20 protein-coding genes are annotated in these 21979 nt (G+C 39.2%); 17 read left to right on the top strand and 3 right to left on the bottom strand.

The features are described from left to right. Positions 1–510, top strand: coding sequence for a hypothetical protein (locus tag ACTWPF_RS12530; RefSeq protein ID WP_443149309.1), 510 nt, complete (start codon positions 1–3; stop codon positions 508–510). Here the strand turns inward: ACTWPF_RS12530 and ACTWPF_RS12525 are convergent. Next, a complete protein-coding gene (locus tag ACTWPF_RS12525) occupies positions 478–1401 on the bottom strand; it encodes a MerR family transcriptional regulator (RefSeq protein ID WP_443149308.1) in 924 nt (307 codons plus the stop codon). The two genes, ACTWPF_RS12530 and ACTWPF_RS12525, sit on opposite strands and share 33 nt — an antisense overlap. A 202-nt stretch (positions 1402–1603) precedes the next feature. Between ACTWPF_RS12525 and ACTWPF_RS12520 the strand changes: the two genes are divergently transcribed. The 6 genes from ACTWPF_RS12520 to ACTWPF_RS12495 all read left to right on the top strand — a co-directional run bounded on the left by ACTWPF_RS12520 (position 1604) and on the right by ACTWPF_RS12495 (position 8414). Further along, entirely contained in the window at positions 1604–3133 is a 1530-nt protein-coding gene (locus ACTWPF_RS12520; RefSeq protein ID WP_443149307.1) for a phytoene desaturase family protein, read from the top strand. 19 nt (positions 3134–3152) lie between these two features. After that, positions 3153–4025: a phytoene/squalene synthase family protein gene (locus ACTWPF_RS12515; protein ID WP_443149306.1), complete on the top strand. Its 873-nt coding sequence runs from the start codon at positions 3153–3155 to the stop codon at positions 4023–4025. Between the two features lie 13 nt (positions 4026–4038). Next, positions 4039–5544, top strand: a complete 1506-nt coding sequence (locus tag ACTWPF_RS12510; RefSeq protein ID WP_443149305.1) for a phytoene desaturase family protein — start codon at positions 4039–4041, stop codon at positions 5542–5544. A gap of 108 nt (positions 5545–5652) precedes the next feature. Then, positions 5653–6711, top strand: coding sequence for a glycosyltransferase family 2 protein (locus tag ACTWPF_RS12505; RefSeq protein ID WP_443149304.1), 1059 nt, complete (start codon positions 5653–5655; stop codon positions 6709–6711). Between the two features lie 18 nt (positions 6712–6729). Further along, positions 6730–7224, top strand: a complete 495-nt coding sequence (locus ACTWPF_RS12500; protein ID WP_443149303.1) for a glycosyl-4,4'-diaponeurosporenoate acyltransferase CrtO family protein — start codon at positions 6730–6732, stop codon at positions 7222–7224. A gap of 50 nt (positions 7225–7274) precedes the next feature. Continuing rightward, positions 7275–8414: a glycerate kinase family protein gene (locus ACTWPF_RS12495; protein ID WP_443149302.1), complete on the top strand. Its 1140-nt coding sequence runs from the start codon at positions 7275–7277 to the stop codon at positions 8412–8414. Between the two features lie 29 nt (positions 8415–8443). On the opposite strand, the gene ACTWPF_RS12490 is transcribed toward ACTWPF_RS12495, so the two are convergent. Beyond that, positions 8444–8644 carry a hypothetical protein gene (locus tag ACTWPF_RS12490; protein ID WP_106896390.1) on the bottom strand — a complete coding sequence of 67 codons (201 nt, stop codon included), beginning with the start codon at positions 8642–8644 and terminating at the stop codon, positions 8444–8446. 655 nt (positions 8645–9299) lie between these two features. Next, complete coding sequence (locus ACTWPF_RS12485) at positions 9300–10190, bottom strand: TetR/AcrR family transcriptional regulator (protein ID WP_238018419.1); 891 nt, start codon at positions 10188–10190, stop codon at positions 9300–9302. Positions 10191–10364: 174 nt separating this feature from the next. Between ACTWPF_RS12485 and ACTWPF_RS12480 the strand changes: the two genes are divergently transcribed. The 10 genes from ACTWPF_RS12480 (at position 10365) to ACTWPF_RS12435 (ending at position 21979) form a co-directional block, all read left to right on the top strand. Further along, a complete protein-coding gene (locus tag ACTWPF_RS12480; RefSeq protein WP_443149301.1) occupies positions 10365–11870 on the top strand; it encodes a DHA2 family efflux MFS transporter permease subunit in 1506 nt (501 codons plus the stop codon). 180 nt (positions 11871–12050) lie between these two features. Continuing rightward, on the top strand, positions 12051–12647 hold the full coding sequence (locus ACTWPF_RS12475) for a lysophospholipid acyltransferase family protein (RefSeq protein WP_443149642.1): 597 nt from the start codon (positions 12051–12053) through the stop codon (positions 12645–12647). A gap of 165 nt (positions 12648–12812) precedes the next feature. Beyond that, positions 12813–13826 carry an NADP-dependent oxidoreductase gene (locus ACTWPF_RS12470; protein ID WP_443149300.1) on the top strand — a complete coding sequence of 338 codons (1014 nt, stop codon included), beginning with the start codon at positions 12813–12815 and terminating at the stop codon, positions 13824–13826. 472 nt (positions 13827–14298) lie between these two features. After that, complete coding sequence (locus ACTWPF_RS12465; RefSeq protein WP_443149299.1) at positions 14299–15018, top strand: GntR family transcriptional regulator; 720 nt, start codon at positions 14299–14301, stop codon at positions 15016–15018. A gap of 112 nt (positions 15019–15130) precedes the next feature. Further along, positions 15131–16480 (top strand): M20/M25/M40 family metallo-hydrolase, encoded by a 1350-nt coding sequence (locus ACTWPF_RS12460; protein WP_106896395.1) that lies wholly within the window; start codon positions 15131–15133, stop codon positions 16478–16480. 37 nt (positions 16481–16517) lie between these two features. Beyond that, complete coding sequence (locus ACTWPF_RS12455; protein ID WP_443149298.1) at positions 16518–18059, top strand: ABC transporter substrate-binding protein; 1542 nt, start codon at positions 16518–16520, stop codon at positions 18057–18059. 51 nt (positions 18060–18110) lie between these two features. After that, entirely contained in the window at positions 18111–19028 is a 918-nt protein-coding gene (locus ACTWPF_RS12450) for an ABC transporter permease (RefSeq protein ID WP_036573695.1), read from the top strand. Positions 19029–19039: 11 nt separating this feature from the next. Further along, positions 19040–19981 carry an ABC transporter permease gene (locus tag ACTWPF_RS12445; protein WP_443149297.1) on the top strand — a complete coding sequence of 314 codons (942 nt, stop codon included), beginning with the start codon at positions 19040–19042 and terminating at the stop codon, positions 19979–19981. A gap of 1 nt (position 19982) precedes the next feature. Next, positions 19983–20969 (top strand): ABC transporter ATP-binding protein, encoded by a 987-nt coding sequence (locus tag ACTWPF_RS12440; RefSeq protein WP_106896398.1) that lies wholly within the window; start codon positions 19983–19985, stop codon positions 20967–20969. Next, positions 20966–21979, top strand: coding sequence for an ABC transporter ATP-binding protein (locus tag ACTWPF_RS12435; RefSeq protein WP_106896399.1), 1014 nt, complete (start codon positions 20966–20968; stop codon positions 21977–21979). The genes ACTWPF_RS12440 and ACTWPF_RS12435 overlap by 4 nt, the downstream gene beginning before the upstream one ends.

The raw sequence follows: 21979 nt of genomic DNA, 5'->3' as shown, positions 1-21979 counted from the left end.
ATGGATAACGGAAAAACAAAGCAATTGACGGACTTAAACAGTGCGGTTAAATCACCAACATATTTTCACGATCAGGATACAATAGCATTCTTAGAACATACCAATTGGCCCAACGATCCTGCTATCTATTCACTAAAAAGAATTGATACGAATGGAGAAAATATGGCTACAATTGAATTGGATTTACCATTACTGCACCATGCTGGTGAGGGAACTTCAAACCAAAATTCCCTCGTTAATCCTTATATGTTCGGAGGATTGTACGTATTATTCTTAGTATTATGGTCCTTTTATCTTCTACCTAAGGGGAAAACGTTTGTTTACCGACCAGTGAAAATTAGTTCTCTCATAACGATTCTTGTTTTTGCTGCTAGCCTTGTAGTCGCATTTTTAGGTAAGCCTTGGCTAGGGATTGGACTTGGTATGGTAGCAGGAGGTCTGTTTATTTGCTCCCTTATTGCCTTCATTTGCACATTTTTACTTCGGATTTGGAAAAGCAGCCCTGATTGATGGTTCGAATGTTAAAACATCTTCTATACAATTCGTTACAATTATATGACGAAGTTGTTTGTTTCCAACAAAGGAAATAGCTCCTTGACCACCGAGATAAAAGGAAGTGTTTTGGTATCTTCCAGCAAACTTGTCTAACGTTTTAAGTAGCTCAGGGTTCTGTTCGAACGGAATAGTGGTCGTAGCAGATAACAGAACCTTTTTTGGCTGAAAACGACAAACTAAGGCTTCAATTGATCCAGGTGCCGGAGATGAGCCAATTAGCTTTGTTTTCCAACCTCTCATTAAACATTGGAGTAGTATGATATGAACCGGAACTTCATGTAGCTCTCCTGGCAGACAAGCACCAAGTATTAGAGGTGCATTGTCGTCATATCGAAAGCTACTCCTTACTTCCACTAGAAAGTCACGGACAACTAAGCTTGTCACCGATTCTTGGAAAGCTTCCCATTCTCCGCGTTCCCATTTATTTCCCACTTCAACTAAAAATGGTATGACAATTTTATTTAGAAAATACCCCATTCCATGATAATGATATGCCTGTCGTAATGTACGGTTTAGACCTGCTTCATCACAATTTTCCCCTGCTTCTAAAAGATCCATGATAAGCATATCCATATTGTTTCCAATAGGTTGATGGTCTTGTTGGGCTCTTTCTCTGTGCACTCTATTTACAGCTTGCTGTATACTGTCGCCTTTTTGCTGATAGTCTTTAATCTTTAATAATGTACGTATGTCATCCTGGCTGTACACTCGATATCCGTTTTCCTTCCTTCTGGGTATCAGTGATTGGTACCTATTCTCCCACTTCCGAATTACTTGCTTTGAAAGCCCTGTGCGCTCTGCAACTTCCTTTATGTAATACTCCCTTTGTGTTTGTGTAATACTCATTTTCTCAACATCCTCTACTGTATAGCTTGTCTAATGTTTGATGCTTAAGGTTAGACACTATTAAATAACCCTTCCCTAATTACGATTGTTTGTAACCTGAAAATGTTGGGTATAGAAGGGTACAAGCAAGAACTAAACAATATAAAAGTTGTACAACGTTCTGTGCAAAAGCACATTATCAGCATCAGGGGGAGAGAAATAGATGAAAAGAAAATGCGTCAGTGTAATAGGAGCGGGAGTAGCTGGACTTGCAAGTGCAATCCGCTTGCAGCATGCAGGCTATGACGTAGAACTATTTGAAAAAGAAGCCATTCCAGGTGGGAAAATGCACAAGATCGAGAAGGATGGTTACAAGTTTGACCTAGGTCCAAGCATTGTCATGATGCCAGAGCTCTATCGGGAGGTCTTTGAGCTTGTTGGACGGGATCCTGAAGACTATATTCCCATGGAGAGACTTGATCCCATGTACACCGTTTTTTTTGGGAAAAATGCCGAAGAACGCTATGACATATCATCAGACCTTATCGAACTGATGAAAACACTAGAGGAGATTAGTGATGAGGACGCAGAGGGCTTTTTAACATATTTACAAAAAATATATGAACGTTTCCTTGTAGCAAAAAACCATTTTATACAACGGCCGTTCCGTCAAGCGAAAGACTTTTATAATCCTTTTATGTTGCGGCAGGCTTTAAAATTAAAAACGTTTGACACCGCTGATCGCTTTGTCGGGAAATATATAAAAAATGAACGGCTCAAGCAGATGATTAGTTTTCAAACCCTTTATATTGGTGTCTCCCCTTTTAATGGTCCTTCCTTATATACGATGATACCTATGATTGAAATGCTTTATGGCGTTTGGTTTATTAAAGGTGGCATGCATACAATGGCTACAGCTATGGAAAGGCTCTTTTTAGAACTTGGAGGATCTGTTCATTACAATTCTGCAGTCGATGAGATTGTAATTGAAAACCAGGTAGCGAAGGGCATACGAGTAGGAGATCGCTTTATCCCTTCAGATTATGTTATGTGTAATGCTGATTTCCCATATGCGATGAAGCATTTAGTCCAGGAAACGAAAGCGAAAGGAAAATATACCGACAAAAAGATTGATAGCATGAAATATTCCTGCTCCTGTTTCATTATGTACCTTGGTATGGATCGAAAATATGAAGTGATCGATCAAGTGCACAATTTTATGTTCAGTGAAGGTTTTGAAGAAAATCTAAATGCTATATTCGAAGGAAAGTTACTAGACGACCCTTCCTTTTATGTCTATATAGGTTCCAAAATGGATCTTACGCTTGCGCCTGAAGGCAAGGATGGATTGTATGTTCTTGTTCCAGTGTCAGATCTATCTACTTCAAAGTATGAGTGGAACGATGAAACAATTGATTATTACCGTAGTAAAGTTTTAAACCGAATGAAAAAAGTGAAGGGTTTTGAACAAATTGAAGAGGAAATCGTATCGGAATCATATATGACTCCTCCCGATTTTGCCTCTAAATTTAATGCCTACAATGGCGCCTGTTTTGGATTACAACCAACTCTCGCGCAGAGCAATCATATGCGACCACAAAGTAAAGCAAAGAATTGTGAGAACTTATATTTTACTGGAAGCAGTACCCATCCTGGAGCCGGCGTGCCGATTGTGTTGCTCTCTGCAAAAATTGCAACAGAGGAATTGCAGCTTGATGATCATGAGAAAAAAGCAAAGCACGAAGTTTCGTGAAAATAGGAGGATCTAGAGCATGAAGGTCAAAAATCTAAATCGTTTAGAAGAGGATTATCGCTATTGTGAGGATATAATTAAAAGACATTCTAAGAGCTTTTACTATGCTTTTAAGCGACTCCCTGAACAGAAGGCAAGGGCAGTTTTTGCTATCTATGCATTTTGTCGGCTGGCTGATGATAGTGTTGACAATTCTTCTACGAAAGAAGAGCAGGAATTAGCATTAAATGGCTTAAGACAAGATCTATTTTTGTTCGAACAACACGAGGAAAAAGACCATCCCTTATGGCGTGCACTTCGGGACGTGTTCAATCGCTACGATATGTCATTACAGCCCTTTTATGATCAATTATTTGGCCAAAGGATGGACATTTACTTCCACTCTCCTGAGACAATGGAGGAAGTGGAGGAGTACAGTTACTATGTAGCAGGGTCAGTAGGATTAATGTTGTTACCTATTATAGCGTCGGAAGCTGAGGTAGACCTCCGTGAGCATTCTGTTAATCTCGGGATAGCGATGCAGCTTACAAATATGCTGCGGGATGTGGGAGAGGATTATTTCTACAATGGGCGTATTTATTTGCCAATGTTAGAATTAGAGAAGGAAGGGTACACAACTAAGGAATTGCATCAGCAGCAAATAAATCCAGGTTTTATTAGGGTTTGGGAAAAAATGGCTGTACGGGCCGAAGAGTTATATGATATTTTCTCAGGAAAGATCCTTTATTTTGACGAGGACAGTCAGTTCCCCGTTTTATTATCGGCTCAGATTTACCGTGGTATTATACAGGCGGTCCGGGATCATAAATATGATTGTTTGAAAAGGCGCAACTATGTTTCACCAATAGTGATGAAGCGCATTTACCAAGAGACAAAAGGAAAAGTTGGATAAGGAAGGTGCACATATGACAAGAAAGGCATCCGTATTAATTGTCGGGGGAGGACTTGGGGGTCTCTCTGCAGCAATCTCCCTCGCGCAGGAGGGTTATCAAGTTTCACTTTATGAAAAAAATGATCACTTCGGTGGCAAAGTAAATCGGCTTGACCAGGATGGGTTTGGGTTTGATTTAGGACCATCCATGTTAACTATGCCACACATTTTTGAAGCTTTATTTACTAGAAGTGGGCGCAAAATGAAAGATTATATACCATCGATGAGGCTTGAACATGAATGGAGATCATTCTTTCCTGATGGATCGAAAATTGATTTATATGCGGATTTGGGAAAGATGGTACAAGAGAACCCTGATCTAACCAAGCACGACATGGCAGAGTATCAAAATTTTCTTCATTATGCTCGGGACTTATATAACATGACAGAAAAAGGTTACTTCGCGGAAGGTCTTGATTCTACAAAAGAAATGATAAATCACCATGGTGTTGTGCATTCGCTTACTGGGTTCGATCTTTTCTCCACGATGTATAAAGCGATTAAAAAGCGAATTAGCAATCCAAAGCTACGTAATATGCTTTCCTATTTTATTAAGTATGTTGGCTCATCTCCATATGATGCACCAGCTATCTTAAATATGATAATTTATATGCAACATGCCCAAGGTATCTGGTATGTCCCAGGGGGAATGCATAAAATTGCTGGTGGGATGGAAAGGTTGGCAAGGGAGTTAGGGGTGTCGTTACATAAGAACCAGCCTATAAACAAGCTAATAAAAAATGAACGGGACGAAATTATTGCAGCAGAATTAGCTGATGGCGAAAGAATAAGGGCTGACTATTTTATATCAAATATGGAAGTAATACCAGCTTACAAGGACTTACTACAAGAAAGTGAAGCCTTTATTAAAAAGCTAGAAAAGCAGTTTGAGCCATCAAGTTCTGGACTCGTAATTCATTTAGGGGTAAACAGGCTGTACCCACAGTTGGCCCACCATAATTTCTTTTTCTCTAAAGACCTTCAGAAGCAGATGAACAAGGTATTCCGTAATCATGAATTGCCAGATGACCCAACAATTTATCTTGTAAATGTTAATAAAACGGATCCAGAGCAAGCTCCTGAAGGCTATGAGAATATTAAGGTGCTTCCACATATTCCATATAAGCAGGATGTACCTTTTGACAGGCAAGACTACTTGCAGTTCCGTGAAGTAGTTTTAGAAAAGCTAGAAACAATGGGGTTGACGGATTTACGCAAACATATTGTAACAGAGGATATGTGGACACCAGATGATATTGAAAGTACCTATGCTTCTCACCGTGGGTCCATATACGGGACACTATCTGATAAGAAAAAAAATAAAGGCTTCAAGCATCCGAAGCATAGTGAGAAATATGACAACCTCTATTTTGTTGGGGGAACAGTAAACCCTGGCGGAGGTATGCCAATGGTTACACTTAGTGGTCAGCAGGTATGTCAGAAAATTGTGAAGCGGTATAATGCACGGTCATTTAAGTAGGATGCCTTAATCGATACACCAAGAAAAGTAAAGTGGGAGGATAACGTGAACTTTTTATTTTTTTGTTGTGTAGTCTTGATATGTGCTGGTGTTATTAGTGGTTTTCTTATGTTTTGGAAAATTCTTCTGCCTCGCCAGAGTTCAGAAAGTCAGACTGTTGAAGGTAACTTATCTATTATAATCCCTGCACGGAATGAAGCGAAACGAATAATACCACTACTTGATTCCTTACTATCTCAAAAAGGAATAAAGTTTGAGACAATCTTAGTTGATGACGGATCTACCGATGAAACAGTATCCATTGCCGCATCTTACGGTGTAAAAGTGATCCGGAATGATCATTTAGAAAATGGTTGGATAGGTAAAACAGCGGCTTGCTGGATGGGGGCTAAGCATGCCTCAGGTGATTGGCTGCTCTTTCTGGATGCAGATACACAATTACAGACACCTGAAAGTCTTGTACAGCTCTCCTCAACTTACCAAGAATTAGGAGCTGATGGCATCTTATCGCTTCAACCATACCATACTATTAAACGCCCTTATGAAAATCTCTCTGCCATTTTTAACATTATTGTTATGGTAGGGATGAATGTGTTTACAGTTTGGGGCAAAAAGCTGAAAGGTGCTGGTTCCTTTGGTCCATGTATTCTATGTAGTAAGGTGGACTACATGAAATCTGGCGGGCACCAAGGGATAAGAAATGCTGTTATGGATGACCTAGCTTTAGGTGAGGCTTTTAGAAAAGCTGGTTATCCAGTTCGCTGCTATGGAGGGAAAGGGCTTATCAATTTTCAAATGTATCCAGAAGGACTGGGCTCGTTATGGGAAGGGTGGACAAAGAGCTTTGCGACAGCTTCACAGGAAACACATCCACTGGTTACTATTTTGATCAGTTTCTGGATAAGCGGAGCTTTTCTTACGACGCCATTTTTAATAACAGCAAGCATCCTCGGCTTGACTATGTGGATAACGATAGCATTAATACTGTATATTATTTTCTTTGTCCAAGTGTTTATTTTTGCTCGTAGGACAGGAAGGTTTTCAACTACTGTGATCGCATTATATCCTTTGTTATTCCTGTTTTTCACTATCCTGTTTATTTGGTCTATCTATTTAACTTATATAAGGCGGACTGTAAGCTGGCGTGGGAGAAAAATCAATCTATAAAATTAAGGAGTAGGTACGATGCCATTTGTAGAACTTCCAGTAGTGTGGATCGTAATAACAGATATCATAGCATGGGCTGTGATTCATATGGCAATATCTTACCTGACACTCTCTATGCCAGATCACTGGTTTGAGCACGATCGTTTGGTTTATAAAATTCGACCATGGGAAAAAGGGGGGCGATTGTGGCAGCGCTATTTCCGTGTGAAGAGCTGGAAGGGATTAATTCCTGATGGAACAGTTATAATGGGAGCGGGTTATAACAAAAAACAGTTACATGGTCGTGATACTAAGTCACTGACCAATTTTATAAAAGAGTCGCGCCGCGCAGAATTAACGCACTGGCTTTCTATTCTACCTGCTGGTTTCTTTTTTATTTGGAACCCGGTTTGGGCTGGATTTATCATGATTCTTTATGCATTTTCTTTAAATATACCAATCATCATAGCCCAGCGCTATAATCGAGGCCGACTGGAACCATTGGTGTCTCTTAAAAAGCAAAGGAGTTCATGATTTCCCCGGAAATAATGATGATGTTAAGGTAGGAGGAAGGGTGACAAATAATGAAGGCTGTCATTGCGGTCGATTCATTTAAAGGGAGCATTTCATCAATTCAAGCGAGTAAAGCCATTAAAGAAGGGATAACGAAAGCAGACCCTAAAATGGAAATTGTTTCTCTTCCAATGGGAGACGGAGGAGAAGGTACTGTAGAGGCAATCGTTCATGCGACAGGAGGCGTCTTTAGAGAAAAACTAGTAACTGGCCCGCTCCATGATAAGGTTATGGCTACTTATGGGATAAGTGGAAACGGTCAAACAGCTATTATCGAAGTTGCTTCAGCTTGTGGTCTTACGCTTTTAACAAAGCAACAGCGAAATCCATCGCTAACCACAACTTTCGGTGTGGGAGAATTGATAATGGATGCAATAGACCAAGGTTGCCGTGATTTTATTATCGGACTCGGTGGCAGTGCAACCAATGATGCTGGGATTGGTATGTTGCAAGCACTCGGGGTTCAATTTTTTGATAGGAGAAGAAATGAAGTTGGGTTTGGTGGTGCACAGCTCGCTCTTATTGAGAAAATAAATATAGCTGGAATGCACCCTATTCTGACAGAGTGTACCTTTCGAGTAGCATGTGATGTGGAGAACGCATTATATGGAAAGGATGGTGCAGCTGTCGTTTTCGGTCCTCAGAAAGGTGCAAATCTTGACATGGTGAAAGAACTTGATAACGGGTTGAAGTATTTCGCCTCTGTTGTTAACCGCGAAACAGGCTTAATAATTCATACCATTAAAGGAGGGGGAGCCGCTGGAGGACTTGGGGCAGCCTTCCATGCATTCCTTAATGGCAAATTAAAGTCTGGTATTTCCCTCGTAATGGAGCATGTGAAGTTGGCCTCCTACATAAAAGATGCAGATCTTGTCATTACAGGGGAAGGGAAACTTGATAACCAAACAGCTTATGGGAAGGTTCCTATGGGAGTAGCCCAGTTGGCCAAACAATATGGCGTTCCAGTTATTGCAGTAGCCGGGGCCATTACCGAGGATGTTGCCAGCTTACATGAACACGGGATTACTGCTTGCTTTTCGATCATTCAAGAACCGACTAACTTAGATGAATCGATGAAAGAACAGATTGCATACCAAAATTTAATGAAAACATCCGAGCAATTTATGCGACTTATAATAGGAGTAAAATAACAAAGGTGAATGAAGGGAATTACTTCATATCATGAATGATTTCCTTTATCCTGCTTCCATTTTACATAAAGAAGGTTAACGACAAATACCGTAATGACAGCAGCAAACAAGCCGAGAAAATTCTTTAAGAAGAACGTTCCTAAAATTACGGTCATAATGGTAGTGCCAATTAAGGCCCCTACACTTGCAAACGTGCCAGTAAATTGGTCCATTTTACCTTTTTTCCTCAATAGCATGACTCCATTCTTCATAAAATTCTTTAATGGTTGGATACCTATTATTCCGGTCTTCTTCAACTCCCTTTAATGCTATTTCATATAGAGACTTCGTACTCTCCCATTTCGAAAATGAACGATCCATCTCATCACCAAGAAAAACAAACGTGAGTGCACAGAGAATAAACACATTTTTAATGGAATCTATAGGTGCCCCTAATTCGAACTCTTCCGAAGATTTTAAGCGTTTTGATCCCTAAAATTTTTCGCCTATATCATTTATAGAAGGGGAATTTTCGGTAAAAATCAATAGCACATGTTCTTACTTCATCATTATTAAAGTCGTACAAAATACTTCCATCATAAAAGTCTACGGCAACGTACTGTTGGGATTCAGCATAGCAATGAAAAGAGAAGATTTTTTCTATAACGTTTAAACGTTTCCCTACATATCTTTTTTTAAAGTGATAGGATGGTGACAAAGGGTTTGTGTATTAGGCAAGCCCGCCGCCAAATAACCAATGAGAATGGCAAAGATAGAAGATATTGATTTATAGGATAAAGAAGAATCAAGTATTTTAATTTACTGATAGATAATTTGTAAAAAAGAGCCGCCTGTATTTAGACGACTTTTAGATGGTAACGGATGAGGAAAATTCTTCTCCTTCTTTTAACTATTATTCACTGTATCAACATAGCTCCAAAGTCTAGATGCAATTTCTCTTGCCTCTAATTCATCAGTAGTACCTGTGAATGCATTGGTGAAGGCGCGAGTTACTGTTTCAATAAGATAGATGCGAGGGCTGTCTGCAGTTAATTCTTCCATTAGAAAGTGGATACATTGTTTTCCGTCCACATTTGCTTCATCAGATAGCTTTTCTGTAAAACCAGTAAGCTGCTCCACCACTTGGTCCCTCGAATATTTCTTGCTATTAAGACTTCGTTTTAGTGAAACTACGACTTCTTCATTTAGAAGGGTGTCCTGGTTAGAAACAAGTCCTGGTATGATAGCATCCATCCGACGTAAAACATATAAGACCAGTGTGTCTACTTCTCCCAAGTTATTACTTGCTGCAGCCCAAATATGAAAGATTTGCTGCATCATTCCGAGTAATAATGCGGCTCCATCAAGTGCATAAGGGGATGCTTTTTCTCCATAAATATCAATTAATCTTTCAGAAAGCCAAAACAACTCTTTTAAATGGTTCTTTTTCACAAAATCACGTAACTCCTGATCACCAGAATGAAAAATGGCTTCAAACAACATAAATAGATTTTCTTCACGGTTGATTTGCATCCGGACTGCAATCTGCTTAGCAAGAACGTGTTTGTCGGACTTCTTTTCACCAATTAATAATTCTCTTCTTCTTACAAAGGTTTCCTCATTTACATATTCCAAAATGGCCACAAGGCATTCATTTTTTGACGTGAAATAATTATAGAAAGTTCCTTTAGAGATTTTAGACCCTTCCAAAATATCTTGTACGGATGTTGTGCTAAATCCTTTTTCAATAAACAGACGTTGTGCTGTTAATAAAACTTGTCGCTTACGCTCATTCATATAATCACCTTTAGACTGTTAGTATAATTTAATTTTAACTTAAAAAAACTATCTAATCAATTCCCATGTTAAAAAGGAAATTTCCTCTTGCCAAAAATGAACGAAGGGTATAAAATAATCAAGTGTTGAACTTCAAGTACAAATTTTATACAACGAGTATGAACGGGGGAATGAATGTTGGATATAAAACAAATGCATGAAAAACCTCCTTATGGAATGATTGCCATTCTATTTATCGGGGCTTTCGTAGCTTTATTAAATAACACATTATTGAATGTAGCTCTACCGACCATTATGACAGAATTTGATGTATCACCATCAATTGTTCAATGGATTACCACAGGGTATATGCTGGTAAATGGAATTCTGATCCCAGCAAGTGCTTTCTTTATTCAGAAATTCACTAATAGAAGGCTGTTTCTTACTGCCATGACGCTATTCTCTATAGGGACATTGTTGGCAATGTTAGCGCCAAGCTTTGGAATACTTGTCCTAGCTCGGATGATACAAGCATCAGGTTCAGCTGTGATGATGCCATTGTTAATGAACGTAATGCTTACAGCTTTCCCAGTGGAAAAAAGAGGAAGTGCCATGGGGATTTTCGGTCTGGCGATGATTACAGCTCCAGCCATTGGCCCTACTTTGTCCGGCTGGGTAATCGAGCATTATGATTGGCGCGTATTGTTCGGTATTGTCTTACCATTTGCCTTATTTACTTTAGTGTTTGCTTTTATAAAATTAAGTAATATAACAGAAAATCGTGAGGTACGTTTAAATATACCTTCTCTTATCTTATCTAGTATAGGGTTTGGTGGTATCCTTTACGGCTTTAGTATGGCTGGTGATAAAGGCTGGGATGCTTTAGAAGTCTATGGGACTATTACTGTTGGAGCTATAGCACTCTTCGGTTTCATCTGGCGACAATTACACATGGATGAACCAATGCTGGAGTTCAGAATATATAAGCATCCAATGTTCGCATTATCATCAGCTATCTCGGTTGTCCTTTCTATGTCAATGTTCTCGGCAATGATATTAACGCCATTGTATGTACAGACTATCCGCGGGATTTCGCCATTCCATTCCGGTTTGCTTATGCTACCAGGCGCAATTGTTATGGGAATTATGTCCCCTATTATGGGACGCTTGTTTGACAAGTTTGGTGCAAGAATACTTGCGATTATCGGTTTATCTATTACGGTTCTTACAACTTATTTATTTAGTAATTTAGATCTTGAATCGGGTTATTACTATATTATGTTACTCTATACCATTCGGATGTTTGGTATTTCCATGGTCATGATGCCGGTTATGACCAACGGTTTAAATCAGTTACCAATGAAAGACAACCCACACGGTACGGCAATGAACAGTACTATCCAACAGGTTTCTGGTGCAATTGGCTCTGCCTTACTTCTTACTGTTATGAACAAACGAAGTGAAACAGCAGGAAATGATCTACTAGACCAAGCGATGGCATCTGGGAATGTACCGCAAAGCACCGACGGAATGGCAGCATTTAAAATGCAGCTTGCAAATGAGGCTATGCTAGAAGGAATTAATTTCACCTTCTTCGTTTCCACATGGATTGCAGTCGTTGCACTGCTTCTCGGTTTCTTTATTAAACGGGTTACACCACCTAAAACAGAATATGAGCAAGTTGACACTCCTGCTTCCTAATGATGAAAACCAGTATCTTATTAAAGGTGCTGGTTTTTATTTTGATTTCATATTATTATAAGAAGGGCATTTAATAGGATCCTTATGGAACTTTAACGTTTTTTGTGAAAATAGTACCAGGTGCTAATAGTTTGTGTTAAAATGAAACAAAGAAACAAGCAGGTAAGGAGAGAGAGCATGATATACACATTTGCTGCTAATCTTGTTAAACTTATATTAACTTTATTTGGTAGACTAAGGGTCCACCAAAAAGAAAACATCCCAAAAGGGAAAGATGGATATGTTATTGCTTGTACGCATACTGGTTGGGTAGATATTCTCTGGCTAGGAGTTTCCATGCTACCAACTAAAATACATTATATGGCTAAGAAGGAGTTATTTAAGTCTAAAGGACTGAAATGGCTTATGGAACACCTTAATGCATTTCCAGTTGACCGAGAAAACCCAGGCCCGAGTACGATTAAGGTACCTCGAAGATTGCTTGCAGAGGGCAAAGTGGTTGGAATTTTTCCTAGTGGGACAAGAACTAGTGAAGAAGTTCCTTTAAAACGCGGAGCTGTTACTATTGCTGGGCATTCTAAAGTTCCTATTCTTCCTGTTGCTTACGCAGGCCCAAATAATTTTACTGACTTGTTTAAACGGGTAAAACCCCATATTATTTACGGTGAACCTATATATTTACCAGAGGGCATGTCTAAAAAAGAAGGCATGGAAGTCATGATGGAGCAGTTAAACGTAGCGTTAAACCAATTACAGGAACAATTAAAAGAAAGTTAATAATGCGAAGAACAGTACCAGTTGAGGTATTGTTCTTTTTTTAGATGTATATGTAAAATGCAGCTGGTAGAAATTACGAGACACTATCCTCATGCTTAACTTTTGATAAATGGGGAAAACAAATACAGTGGTTAAAAGTTTAAATTACTAGGGGAGGTAAATTCAATGACACAACAACAACTTATTCTTCAAGAACGCCCTAATGGGTTACCTAATGATAGTACCTTTCAATTTAAAGAGGTCGAGGAGGGCACTCCAAAAGATGGAGAAGTATTATTAAAAACACTTTATGTCTCAGTAGATCCATATATGAGGGGAAGGATGTCAGACGCGCCTTCTTATGTTGACCCATTTAAAGTCGGGGAACCATTAGCTGGTGGAGTGGTTGCGCAAGTGGTAGAGACAAAAAGCGATCAACTGCAAAAAGGTGATATTGTTAGAGGGAATTTACCATTTCAGGAGTACATTGTAGAAAAATCAGACCAGGTTAGTAAAGTACAAACAAATGGATTAGATCCGAGTGCTGCTCTCAGCGTACTTGGAATGCCCGGTTTAACAGCATACTTTGGTCTGATGCACATTGGAAAGCCTAAAAGGGGAGAAACAGTTGTGATATCTGGAGCAGCAGGAGCTGTTGGACAGGTAGCAGGGCAGCTAGCTAAACAGGCAGGAGCCAAGGTTGTTGGTATTGTCGGTTCTGAAGAGAAAGCTAACTATATAAAAGACAAGTTAGGCTACGATAAAGCCGTGGAATATAAAAAGGGGGATTTTGGAAAACAATTAAAAGATGCCTGTCCTGATGGCATTGATGTATATTACGAAAATGTTGGAGGTGAAATTTCTGATCACATTTGGCCAATGCTAAATACATTTGCGCGTGTACCTGTTTGTGGCGCAATTTCCTCTTATAATTTAAAGGAAGGGGAACAGGATATCGGTTTACGGGTACAGCAATTTCTTGTTAAGTCCCGTGTTCTCATGCAAGGTTTTATTGTTGGCGATTTCTCTGATCATTATGCTGACGCATATGAAGAATTAGCAAATGCTGTGAGTAAGGGAAATCTGTACTATGAAGAAACGATTTATGAAGGCTTTCAAAAGATTCCAGATGCTTTCCTTGGATTGTTCTCAGGAAAAAACATTGGCAAACAGCTTGTAAAAGTTTCAGATCCTGAATAAAGGACCTATAACAGGTCTAAGTATGCTACAAATGGAGGACCTGGATTTTAAAAAAAGGATATAAACGACATCCCGGGTAAGCAATTCTCGGGATGTTTTTGTTTTATGGAGCTATTACAAAATTCTTCAACTCTCACTTAATAATATGGGAAGTGTTCTAGTCAGAATTTGGAAGCAGGGGAAGATAACGTAGTTACAGAGCGCAAGCAAAAAAGCAATTTGTTGTTTCAAACTTAGTGGTTTTAAAACTGTATAATCAACCCTCTGTATCTTTGGTAAATATCGGTAGAACAGGAGTCTACTACAATTATTTTACAATGTAAGGGTTTTACTTTTCTGATTTTTATATAATAATTAGATTTTTAAAACAAATTATAAATATACAGTTGACTTCATAAAAAAATGAGATTATACTTGTCAACAATAAACAAATATTTAATATAATATTATAACTTTTGATAGGGAGTATAGCATGAAAGTAGACAAGGATTTATCTACACCTTTATATGATCAAGTGAAACATATATTGGAAGCTAAGATTACAAGTAAGGAATGGGGCGTCGGGTATCAACTCCCGACCGAAAAAAAGCTTGCAGAGACATTTAATGTTAGTAACATCACGATCAAACGAGCCATACATGATCTAGTACATGAGGGATTGCTTTACAGACAAAGTGGTAAAGGTACTTTTGTTAAAACGAAGGATGAAACTAATTTAACAAGACTTGTTTCTTTAAGGAATGAAGCTTGGGAAAACCAGTATCATCCTCACCGGACATTGAACCTTAAGGCTGAGAAAGCATCTTCTGATATTAAAAGAAAACTTGAAATGCAGGAAGATGAAGTGTATAAAATTCATAGAATAAAGTTAAGAGAAGACATTCCGGTAGCAATCGAATATTCCTATATACCAGTATATCTCTTTCCCGGACTACTCGAAAATGATATGGAAAAAGAACTACTCTACAATTTGTTTACCCAGACTTATCATAAGAAGCTAGGAAAAGCAAAAGTATATTTCTCGATTATTTTTGCTGACAGCTATGAGGCAGAATTATTACAACTCCCAGTCGGAGAACAATTATTTTCACTTGAGCGTTATACAGTTGATGAAGAAGGAACTATAATTGAGTATTCACGATTTATTCTAAAACAAGAACAATCAAACTTTTACTTAGAAATAGATTTGTAATTTTTTTGAAGAAAAATATCTAAAAATTATTATTTTGCGAAACTATACAAAAATATTATAACTTTATAATGTTATAATATTATATTTTATATAATGAAAAAGGAGGGATTGAGTGGAAAAACTTTTTCAACAAATAGAAGAACATGCATCCTTGTACCAACATTGGTTGTTATCCATGTGTAATCAACCAAGTATTTCTGCAAAAAATATAGGGATGCAGGAGATGAAGGAGTTGGTGATACAGCTTCTGGAGGATTTGGGAGCAGATGTGGAAGAAGTTGTGACTGCCGGATATCCAATCATTTATGGGCAGATCGATAATGGTAGTAAAAGAACTCTGACTTTTTACAACCATTATGATGTGCAGCCTCCAGACCCATTAGCAGAATGGATGTCTGACCCGTTTAAAGCGAGAGTTGAAGATGGACAGATCTTTGCAAGAGGGGTAGCAGATAATAAAGGAAATATAGCAGCACGAATAGCAGCAGTACACGCCTACCAGAAAGTTCATGGCGATTTACCGGTTAATGTGAAATTCATTATTGAAGGGGAAGAGGAGGTTGGTAGTCCTAACTTAAAAAAATTTGCATTAGAGAATCCGGAAAAGCTAAAAACAGATGCCATGATTTGGGAAGGGGGCATGCGTAATATTCATGACAAACGTCCGCATATCAGCTTTGGAGTGAAAGGGATATGCTTTGTAGAGCTGCGAGTTAGGGGCGCAGCTTTTGATCTTCATTCGTCGGAAGGGGCTGTAGTTGAAAATCCTGCATGGCGTCTAGTATGGGCGTTGAGTACATTAAAGAATGAGAATGAAAAAATACTAATTGATGGGTTCTATGACAATATTTTAGAACTAACAGAAAAAGAAAAGGCTTTTTTTCAAACGATGGATTATGATGAAGAGCATACAAAAACTCATTATCAAATAGACAATTTTCTTACTGGTGTAACTGGATTAGAGTTGAAGGAGCGTTTGACGGCCGCCCCGACTTGCACAATCTGTGGGTTGGAAGCAGGGGATACTGGACAAGGGGCCAAAACAGTACTGCCATCCAGGGCCAAAGTGAAGATTGACTTTCGAATAGTACCTGGGCAGACTCCGAAAATGGTGATAGATTTGTTGCGCAAACATTTGGATCAACACGGCTTTCGAGATATTGAAATTGAGCAGCTTGCTGGACTACTCCCATTTAATTCGGACTCGGAGAATCCGTTTGTTGATACGGTTATTGACAGTATGAAAGAAGTGTACGAAGAGCCACCTATCATCATGCGTAATCTGGCAGGATCTAGCCCAATGGAAAAATTACTTGCTAATACTGAGATACCTGCTGCTCAGATTGGCGTTGCAAACACAGGGTCAAACTTTCATGGGCCCAATGAGAATATTTATATAGATGATTTTATAAAGGGGATAAAGGCTACGGCAAATGTCATGCGGCATTTTGGAGATGTTTAGCTATTAATGACTGAATAATCAAAATAGGGGGATGGAAATGAAAAAAATAAGCACTTTTAGTATTGGTTTTCTAATTTTAGTTATCATGACACTTGCAGGCTGTAGTAATGAAGGAGAAACAACAACAGGAGGAAGCGAGGACGACAGTAATACTCTTGTCATAGCACAAGCTGCTGACATTCCGTCAATCGATCCACAAAATTCTTTAAGCACTACAGGGGACCGTGTCCATCGTAATATGTTTAGCCGATTATTTATGTGGGATAACGAGCTGGCATTGCAAGAGGACCTTGTGGACACGTACAAACAAATCGATGAAGAAACTTGGGAGTTTACATTAAAAGAAGCAACTTTTCATAATGGAGAGGTAGTTACGGCAGAAGATGTAAAATTTAGTTTGGAGCGCGTTATGACTGATGAAACTTTAAAGGAATATCCATACTTTAAACAATTGAAGGAAGTAAACGTAAAAGATGAGCAAACGGTGGAAATTATTACAGATGGACCAATGCCTACAATACTAAATCTTCTTGCGAAAAGTGGGTCCGATATACTTCCCAAAGCTTATTTTGAGGAAGTAGGAATAGAAGGATTTCAAGAGAAACCAATTGGGTCAGGACCTTATCAATTTGAAGATTGGATTCGTGATGATCGCGTAACACTGGTACCGTTTGAAGATTATTATGGGGATAAACCTAAATGGGAAAAAGTTGAAGTACGTGCTATTCCAGAAAGTTCTACCAGAGTTGGTGAATTGCTGACAGGTGGGGTTGATGTTGCAACAGATATCCCACCGAACGAATGGGAGCGTGTAGAATCAGAATCTGGCGTTGATTTGGTAAATGGTGAAACAACTAGAGTTAGTCTTTTAATGGTTCGCACAACGGAAGGGTATGTAACCTCTGATCCTAAAGTTCGGGAAGCGATTGATCTTGCTATCGATCAGCAGGCAATTGTGGATTCAGTTCTTCAGGGAACAGGAGTCCCGGTTCGTACCAGAGTTCCAGAAGGCGTATTTGGAACAAACCCGGATTTAACAAATACACGGGTTTATGATGTAGAAAGAGCAAAAGAACTTTTAGCAGAAGCTGGACATCCAGATGGAATTGATATTACTTTTACTTCATCGAGAGGTCGTTACCCATTGGATAGTGAAGTAGCACAACTAATTGTAAGTATGTTAAGTGAGGTAGGCATCAATGCAGAGCTGAAATTACTTGAATCAAGTGCGTTTTTAGATGAATACAATTCAAAGTCGAACGAAGAATTAATTATGATTGGCCTGGCAGATGGTTTGCTTGATGCATCTTATTCCTTAGTTCACTATACCGAGGAGCGAGCGGCCGGTCAGACGGATTATAAAAATGAAGAAGTCGAGGAACTATTTAACGCTGCAGGCCAAAATTTAGACGAAGAAGAGCGTAAAGAACAGTATCAATTAATTCAAGAAATCGTAGCTGAAGAGAGACCACATATTTTCCTTTACCAAAATGCCGTGAACTACGGGGTAAGTGAAAACATTACTTTTACACCACGTTTGGACGAAGCAATCCGCTTTGATGATCTAACGAAAAAATAATGACAGGGGGAGCCGCCTGGCAAATGTTGGCTCCCCAAAAGGAGACTTGATATGAAAAAGTATCTTGTGAAACGCCTACTACAGATCATCCCTGTCCTATTCATCATCTCGTTTGTTGTATTTGTACTTGTGTATATGGCAGGGGACCCCGTTGCTTTAATGCTGCCAGAAGATGCTTCGGAAAGTGATCGGGAAGCAATGCGAGCGGCGCTTGGACTGACTGACCCATTCTATATTCAGTACTTTCGCTTTGTGGGTGATTTAATTCAAGGTAATTTCGGTACATCTTTCCGTTATAACCAAGCTGCACTTCCATTGGTATTAGAAAGATTGCCAGCAACATTTGAGCTTGCTGCTGCTTCTATGGTAGTAGCAACGTTAATGGCGATTCCACTAGGGATTTATTCTGCACGTAAACAAAATTCGTTAGTAGATTTATTTATTACAGGGGGTTCTGTATTAGGGAAAGCAATGCCAAACTTTTGGCTGGGTATTCTCTTAATATTATTGTTCGCAGTCAACATCCAATTTTTCCCTGTATCTGGGAGAGGTACAATCGTACATATGATTCTTCCCGCTATTACTTTAGGAACGGGTATAGCAGCAGAAATGACAAGGCTTATTCGTTCCAATATGCTAGAGATTCTTAACCAGGACTATATTAGAACTGCAAGAAGTAAAGGCGTTTCTAGCAATATATTAGTTTATAAACATGCTTTCCGTAATTCCTTGATCCCTGTTGTCACGATAATGGGTTTACAAGTTTCACATTTAGTCAGCGGGGCCCTCATAACTGAAAGTGTATTCTCTTGGCCAGGAATTGGTTTATTGCTTGTCCAAGCAGTAAATGGGAGAGATATGGCAGTAGTTCAAGCGGCGGTGTTTGTCATCGCATTGCTTGTTATCATTGTGAATTTAATAACGGATTTAATTTATAGATTACTGGACCCAAGAATAAATTATTCATAAGGAGGGGCATCATGCAAGGAAATGCTGAAGCAAAAACAGTAGGGGGAATTCGACCAACAGTGCGAAAAGTAAAGGCCTACGGAGGCTTTAAACGCTGGTGTCGTCTCCTCTTGCAAAGCAAAACAGGATCAGTTGGATTCTTTATTGTGCTAATCGTTGTGTTGGTAGCTATTTTTGCCGATCTTATAGTACCACATGATCCTACGGAGAATAATTTATCGGGTATGCTGTTGCCACCATTTTGGATGGATGGTGGGTCTACTTCCTATTTACTTGGGACAGATAATCTTGGAAGAGACATTTTTAGCAGAATTATTGTAGGTACGAGGGTTTCCTTATTAGTAGGTATCTTTTCCGTGGTACTAGCAGGAATCATTGGCTTACTTGTGGGAGTAGCGGCAGGATATTACGGTAAGTGGGTAGATACTATTCTTATGAGGATTGTAGATTCATTTCTTGCCATACCAAGCATTCTATTTATTTTAGTAGTTTTAGCAGTCTTTGAACCTAGCATTATGACCTTGATAGTGGTCATTGGTCTAACCAATTGGGTATCTTATGCTCGTGTAGTAAGAAGTGAAGTATTGAGTGTTAAGGAAAGAGATTTTGTACGAGCCTCTCACTCTATAGGAACTAAAAACACTACGATTATTAAAAAACATATTGTACCAAACATCATTTCTTCCTTTATTGTTATTTCGGCATTAAGTGTAGCAACTACGATTATACTTGAGGCATCACTAAGCTTCCTTGGATTAGGGATTCAGCCACCTGACGTATCGTGGGGAGCCATGCTAACTGATGGACGGAATTATCTGGCTACCAATTGGTGGATCGCGACTTTTCCTGGAATTGCTATAACGATCACTGTACTGGGCATTATTTTCCTCGGTGACTGGTTACGGGATGTGCTAGATCCTCGAAACTACTTTAGTAAAAAGGGAGGAGCTTAGAATGACAGATAACTTATTGGAAGTTGAGAATTTGCATACCCATTTTTTCACCGAGAATGGTGTAATTCCATCTGTAAACGGCGTAACTTTTTCAGTCAAAAAAGGGGAGATCATTGGTATCGTTGGAGAATCAGGATGTGGGAAGAGTGTTACATCTTTATCTATTCTTCAACTTATTAATAAGCCCGGAAAGATTGTGGAGGGGGAGATTAGGTTTCATGATAAGGACTTAACGACATTCTCAGAAAAAGAGATACGTAAAATACGTGGAAATAAAATTTCCATGATCTTTCAGGAGCCACTAACTTCTCTAAACCCTGTGTTCACGATTGGCCATCAAATTTCCGAGGCAATTCGCCTTCACCAAAAAGTAGATAAGAAGGAAGCAAAGCAACGGAGTATTACTCTTTTAAGCAAAGTAGGAATGGCTAATCCAGAACGCCAGTATCATGCCTTTCCCCACCTGCTTAGTGGAGGGATGCGGCAACGTGTGATGATTGCTATGGCTCTCTCATGTAATCCTGAACTACTCATTGCTGATGAGCCGACCACAGCATTAGATGTCACCATTCAGAAGCAGATATTAAAGTTAATGAAAAATCTAAGTAGTGAACTTAACACGTCGATTATCTTAATAACCCATGATCTTGGTGTTATTGCAGAAATGGTGGATAGAGTTGTAGTTATGTATGGAGGAGAGATTGTCGAAGAAAATGACGTATATAGTCTATTTGAAAATCCGAAGCATCCGTACACAAAAGGTTTGTTGAACAGTACACCTAAAATACACCAACTTAAAGAAAAACTGCAATCAATTGAAGGGAATGTACCAACACCAGATCAACTACCATCCGGCTGTAATTTTCAAAATCGGTGTCCATTTGCAATGGAGAAGTGCCGAGAAATATCGCCAGACCTAGTTGCTTCTAGTGATGGATCTTCTGTCCGTTGCTGGCTACACCAGGAAAAGGAAGTGGTAAATGTATGACACAACAGGTGCAAGTCAAACAAAGTACAATAAAAGCTCCATTACTTGAAGTGAAAGAGCTTTCAAAGCACTTTGTTGTATCTACTAATCTATTTGGGAAGCCGAAGGAAAGCGTCAAAGCGGTGAACGGGGTGAACCTATTACTGGAAAAGGGTGAAACACTTGGCATCGTTGGGGAATCTGGATGTGGAAAATCTACCATGGGAAATACCATTCTAAGGCTTATTGAGCCCACTGAAGGGAGCATTTTTTTTGAAGGGCAGGATGTGTTAAACATGACGCGAGCACAGCTGCAGGAAATGCGAAAAGAGGTTCAAATGATTTTTCAAGACCCGTTTTCTTCTTTAAATCCAAGGATGCGAGTATTTGATATTATTGCCGAACCGTTGCGGACCCATAAAGTAGCTAATGGGAAAGAATTACATCGGAGAGTTTATGAACTCTTAGACCTGGTCGGACTTGACCAATCACAGGCAGATCGTTTCCCCCACCAATTTAGTGGGGGCCAAAGACAGCGAATTGGGATTGCTCGGGCTATTGCTTTAAACCCAAAATTAATCGTTTGTGATGAACCCGTCTCTGCTTTAGATGTTTCAATCCAGGCACAAATACTGAATCTATTATTAGAGTTAAAGGAAAAGTTACAATTAACTTTAATATTTATTGGACACGGAATCCCTGCTGTTAAATATATCAGTGACCGGATTGCTGTGATGTATATGGGGGAAATTGTGGAAATGGCTGACAAGGAAAGCCTATTTTCAAAGACGCGTCACCCATACACCCAAGGACTTATTTCTGCAGTTCCGATTCCGGACCCTTCTTTAAGAGCAGATTCCGAGGATGTAATACTGGAGAAAGATTTGCCCGATCAGCGCAACTTGCCAAAAGGTTGTAGTTTTTACTCGCGTTGCCCATTTGCGACAGAAAAATGTAAAGAGGAAAAGCCGAAATTGAAAGCAAACGAAGAAGGACATCTTGTAGCCTGTCATTATCCATTGCATGCATAA

It is taken from the genome of Oceanobacillus sp. M65 (assembly GCF_052246275.1).
In the GTDB taxonomy this organism is placed as follows: Bacteria; Bacillota; Bacilli; order Bacillales; family Amphibacillaceae; genus Oceanobacillus_B; species Oceanobacillus_B jordanicus.
Note: the sequence above shows the minus strand (reverse complement) of the source record. Positions and strands in the feature narration are given on the sequence as shown.

Excerpts from the sequence above, each read along its gene's own strand:
- ACTWPF_RS12530 (WP_443149309.1), top strand. The coding sequence starts at position 1 with ATGGATAACGGAAAAACAAAGCAATTGACGGACTTAAACAGTGCGGTT.
- ACTWPF_RS12525 (WP_443149308.1), bottom strand. The coding sequence starts at position 1,401 with ATGAGTATTACACAAACACAAAGGGAGTATTACATAAAGGAAGTTGCA.
- ACTWPF_RS12520 (WP_443149307.1), top strand. The coding sequence starts at position 1,604 with ATGAAAAGAAAATGCGTCAGTGTAATAGGAGCGGGAGTAGCTGGACTT.
- ACTWPF_RS12515 (WP_443149306.1), top strand. The coding sequence starts at position 3,153 with ATGAAGGTCAAAAATCTAAATCGTTTAGAAGAGGATTATCGCTATTGT.
- ACTWPF_RS12510 (WP_443149305.1), top strand. The coding sequence starts at position 4,039 with ATGACAAGAAAGGCATCCGTATTAATTGTCGGGGGAGGACTTGGGGGT.
- ACTWPF_RS12505 (WP_443149304.1), top strand. The coding sequence starts at position 5,653 with ATGTTTTGGAAAATTCTTCTGCCTCGCCAGAGTTCAGAAAGTCAGACT.
- ACTWPF_RS12500 (WP_443149303.1), top strand. The coding sequence starts at position 6,730 with ATGCCATTTGTAGAACTTCCAGTAGTGTGGATCGTAATAACAGATATC.
- ACTWPF_RS12495 (WP_443149302.1), top strand. The coding sequence starts at position 7,275 with ATGAAGGCTGTCATTGCGGTCGATTCATTTAAAGGGAGCATTTCATCA.
- ACTWPF_RS12485 (WP_238018419.1), bottom strand. The coding sequence starts at position 10,190 with ATGAATGAGCGTAAGCGACAAGTTTTATTAACAGCACAACGTCTGTTT.
- ACTWPF_RS12480 (WP_443149301.1), top strand. The coding sequence starts at position 10,365 with ATGTTGGATATAAAACAAATGCATGAAAAACCTCCTTATGGAATGATT.
- ACTWPF_RS12470 (WP_443149300.1), top strand. The coding sequence starts at position 12,813 with ATGACACAACAACAACTTATTCTTCAAGAACGCCCTAATGGGTTACCT.
- ACTWPF_RS12465 (WP_443149299.1), top strand. The coding sequence starts at position 14,299 with ATGAAAGTAGACAAGGATTTATCTACACCTTTATATGATCAAGTGAAA.
- ACTWPF_RS12455 (WP_443149298.1), top strand. The coding sequence starts at position 16,518 with ATGAAAAAAATAAGCACTTTTAGTATTGGTTTTCTAATTTTAGTTATC.
- ACTWPF_RS12450 (WP_036573695.1), top strand. The coding sequence starts at position 18,111 with ATGAAAAAGTATCTTGTGAAACGCCTACTACAGATCATCCCTGTCCTA.
- ACTWPF_RS12445 (WP_443149297.1), top strand. The coding sequence starts at position 19,040 with ATGCAAGGAAATGCTGAAGCAAAAACAGTAGGGGGAATTCGACCAACA.
- ACTWPF_RS12440 (WP_106896398.1), top strand. The coding sequence starts at position 19,983 with ATGACAGATAACTTATTGGAAGTTGAGAATTTGCATACCCATTTTTTC.
- ACTWPF_RS12435 (WP_106896399.1), top strand. The coding sequence starts at position 20,966 with ATGACACAACAGGTGCAAGTCAAACAAAGTACAATAAAAGCTCCATTA.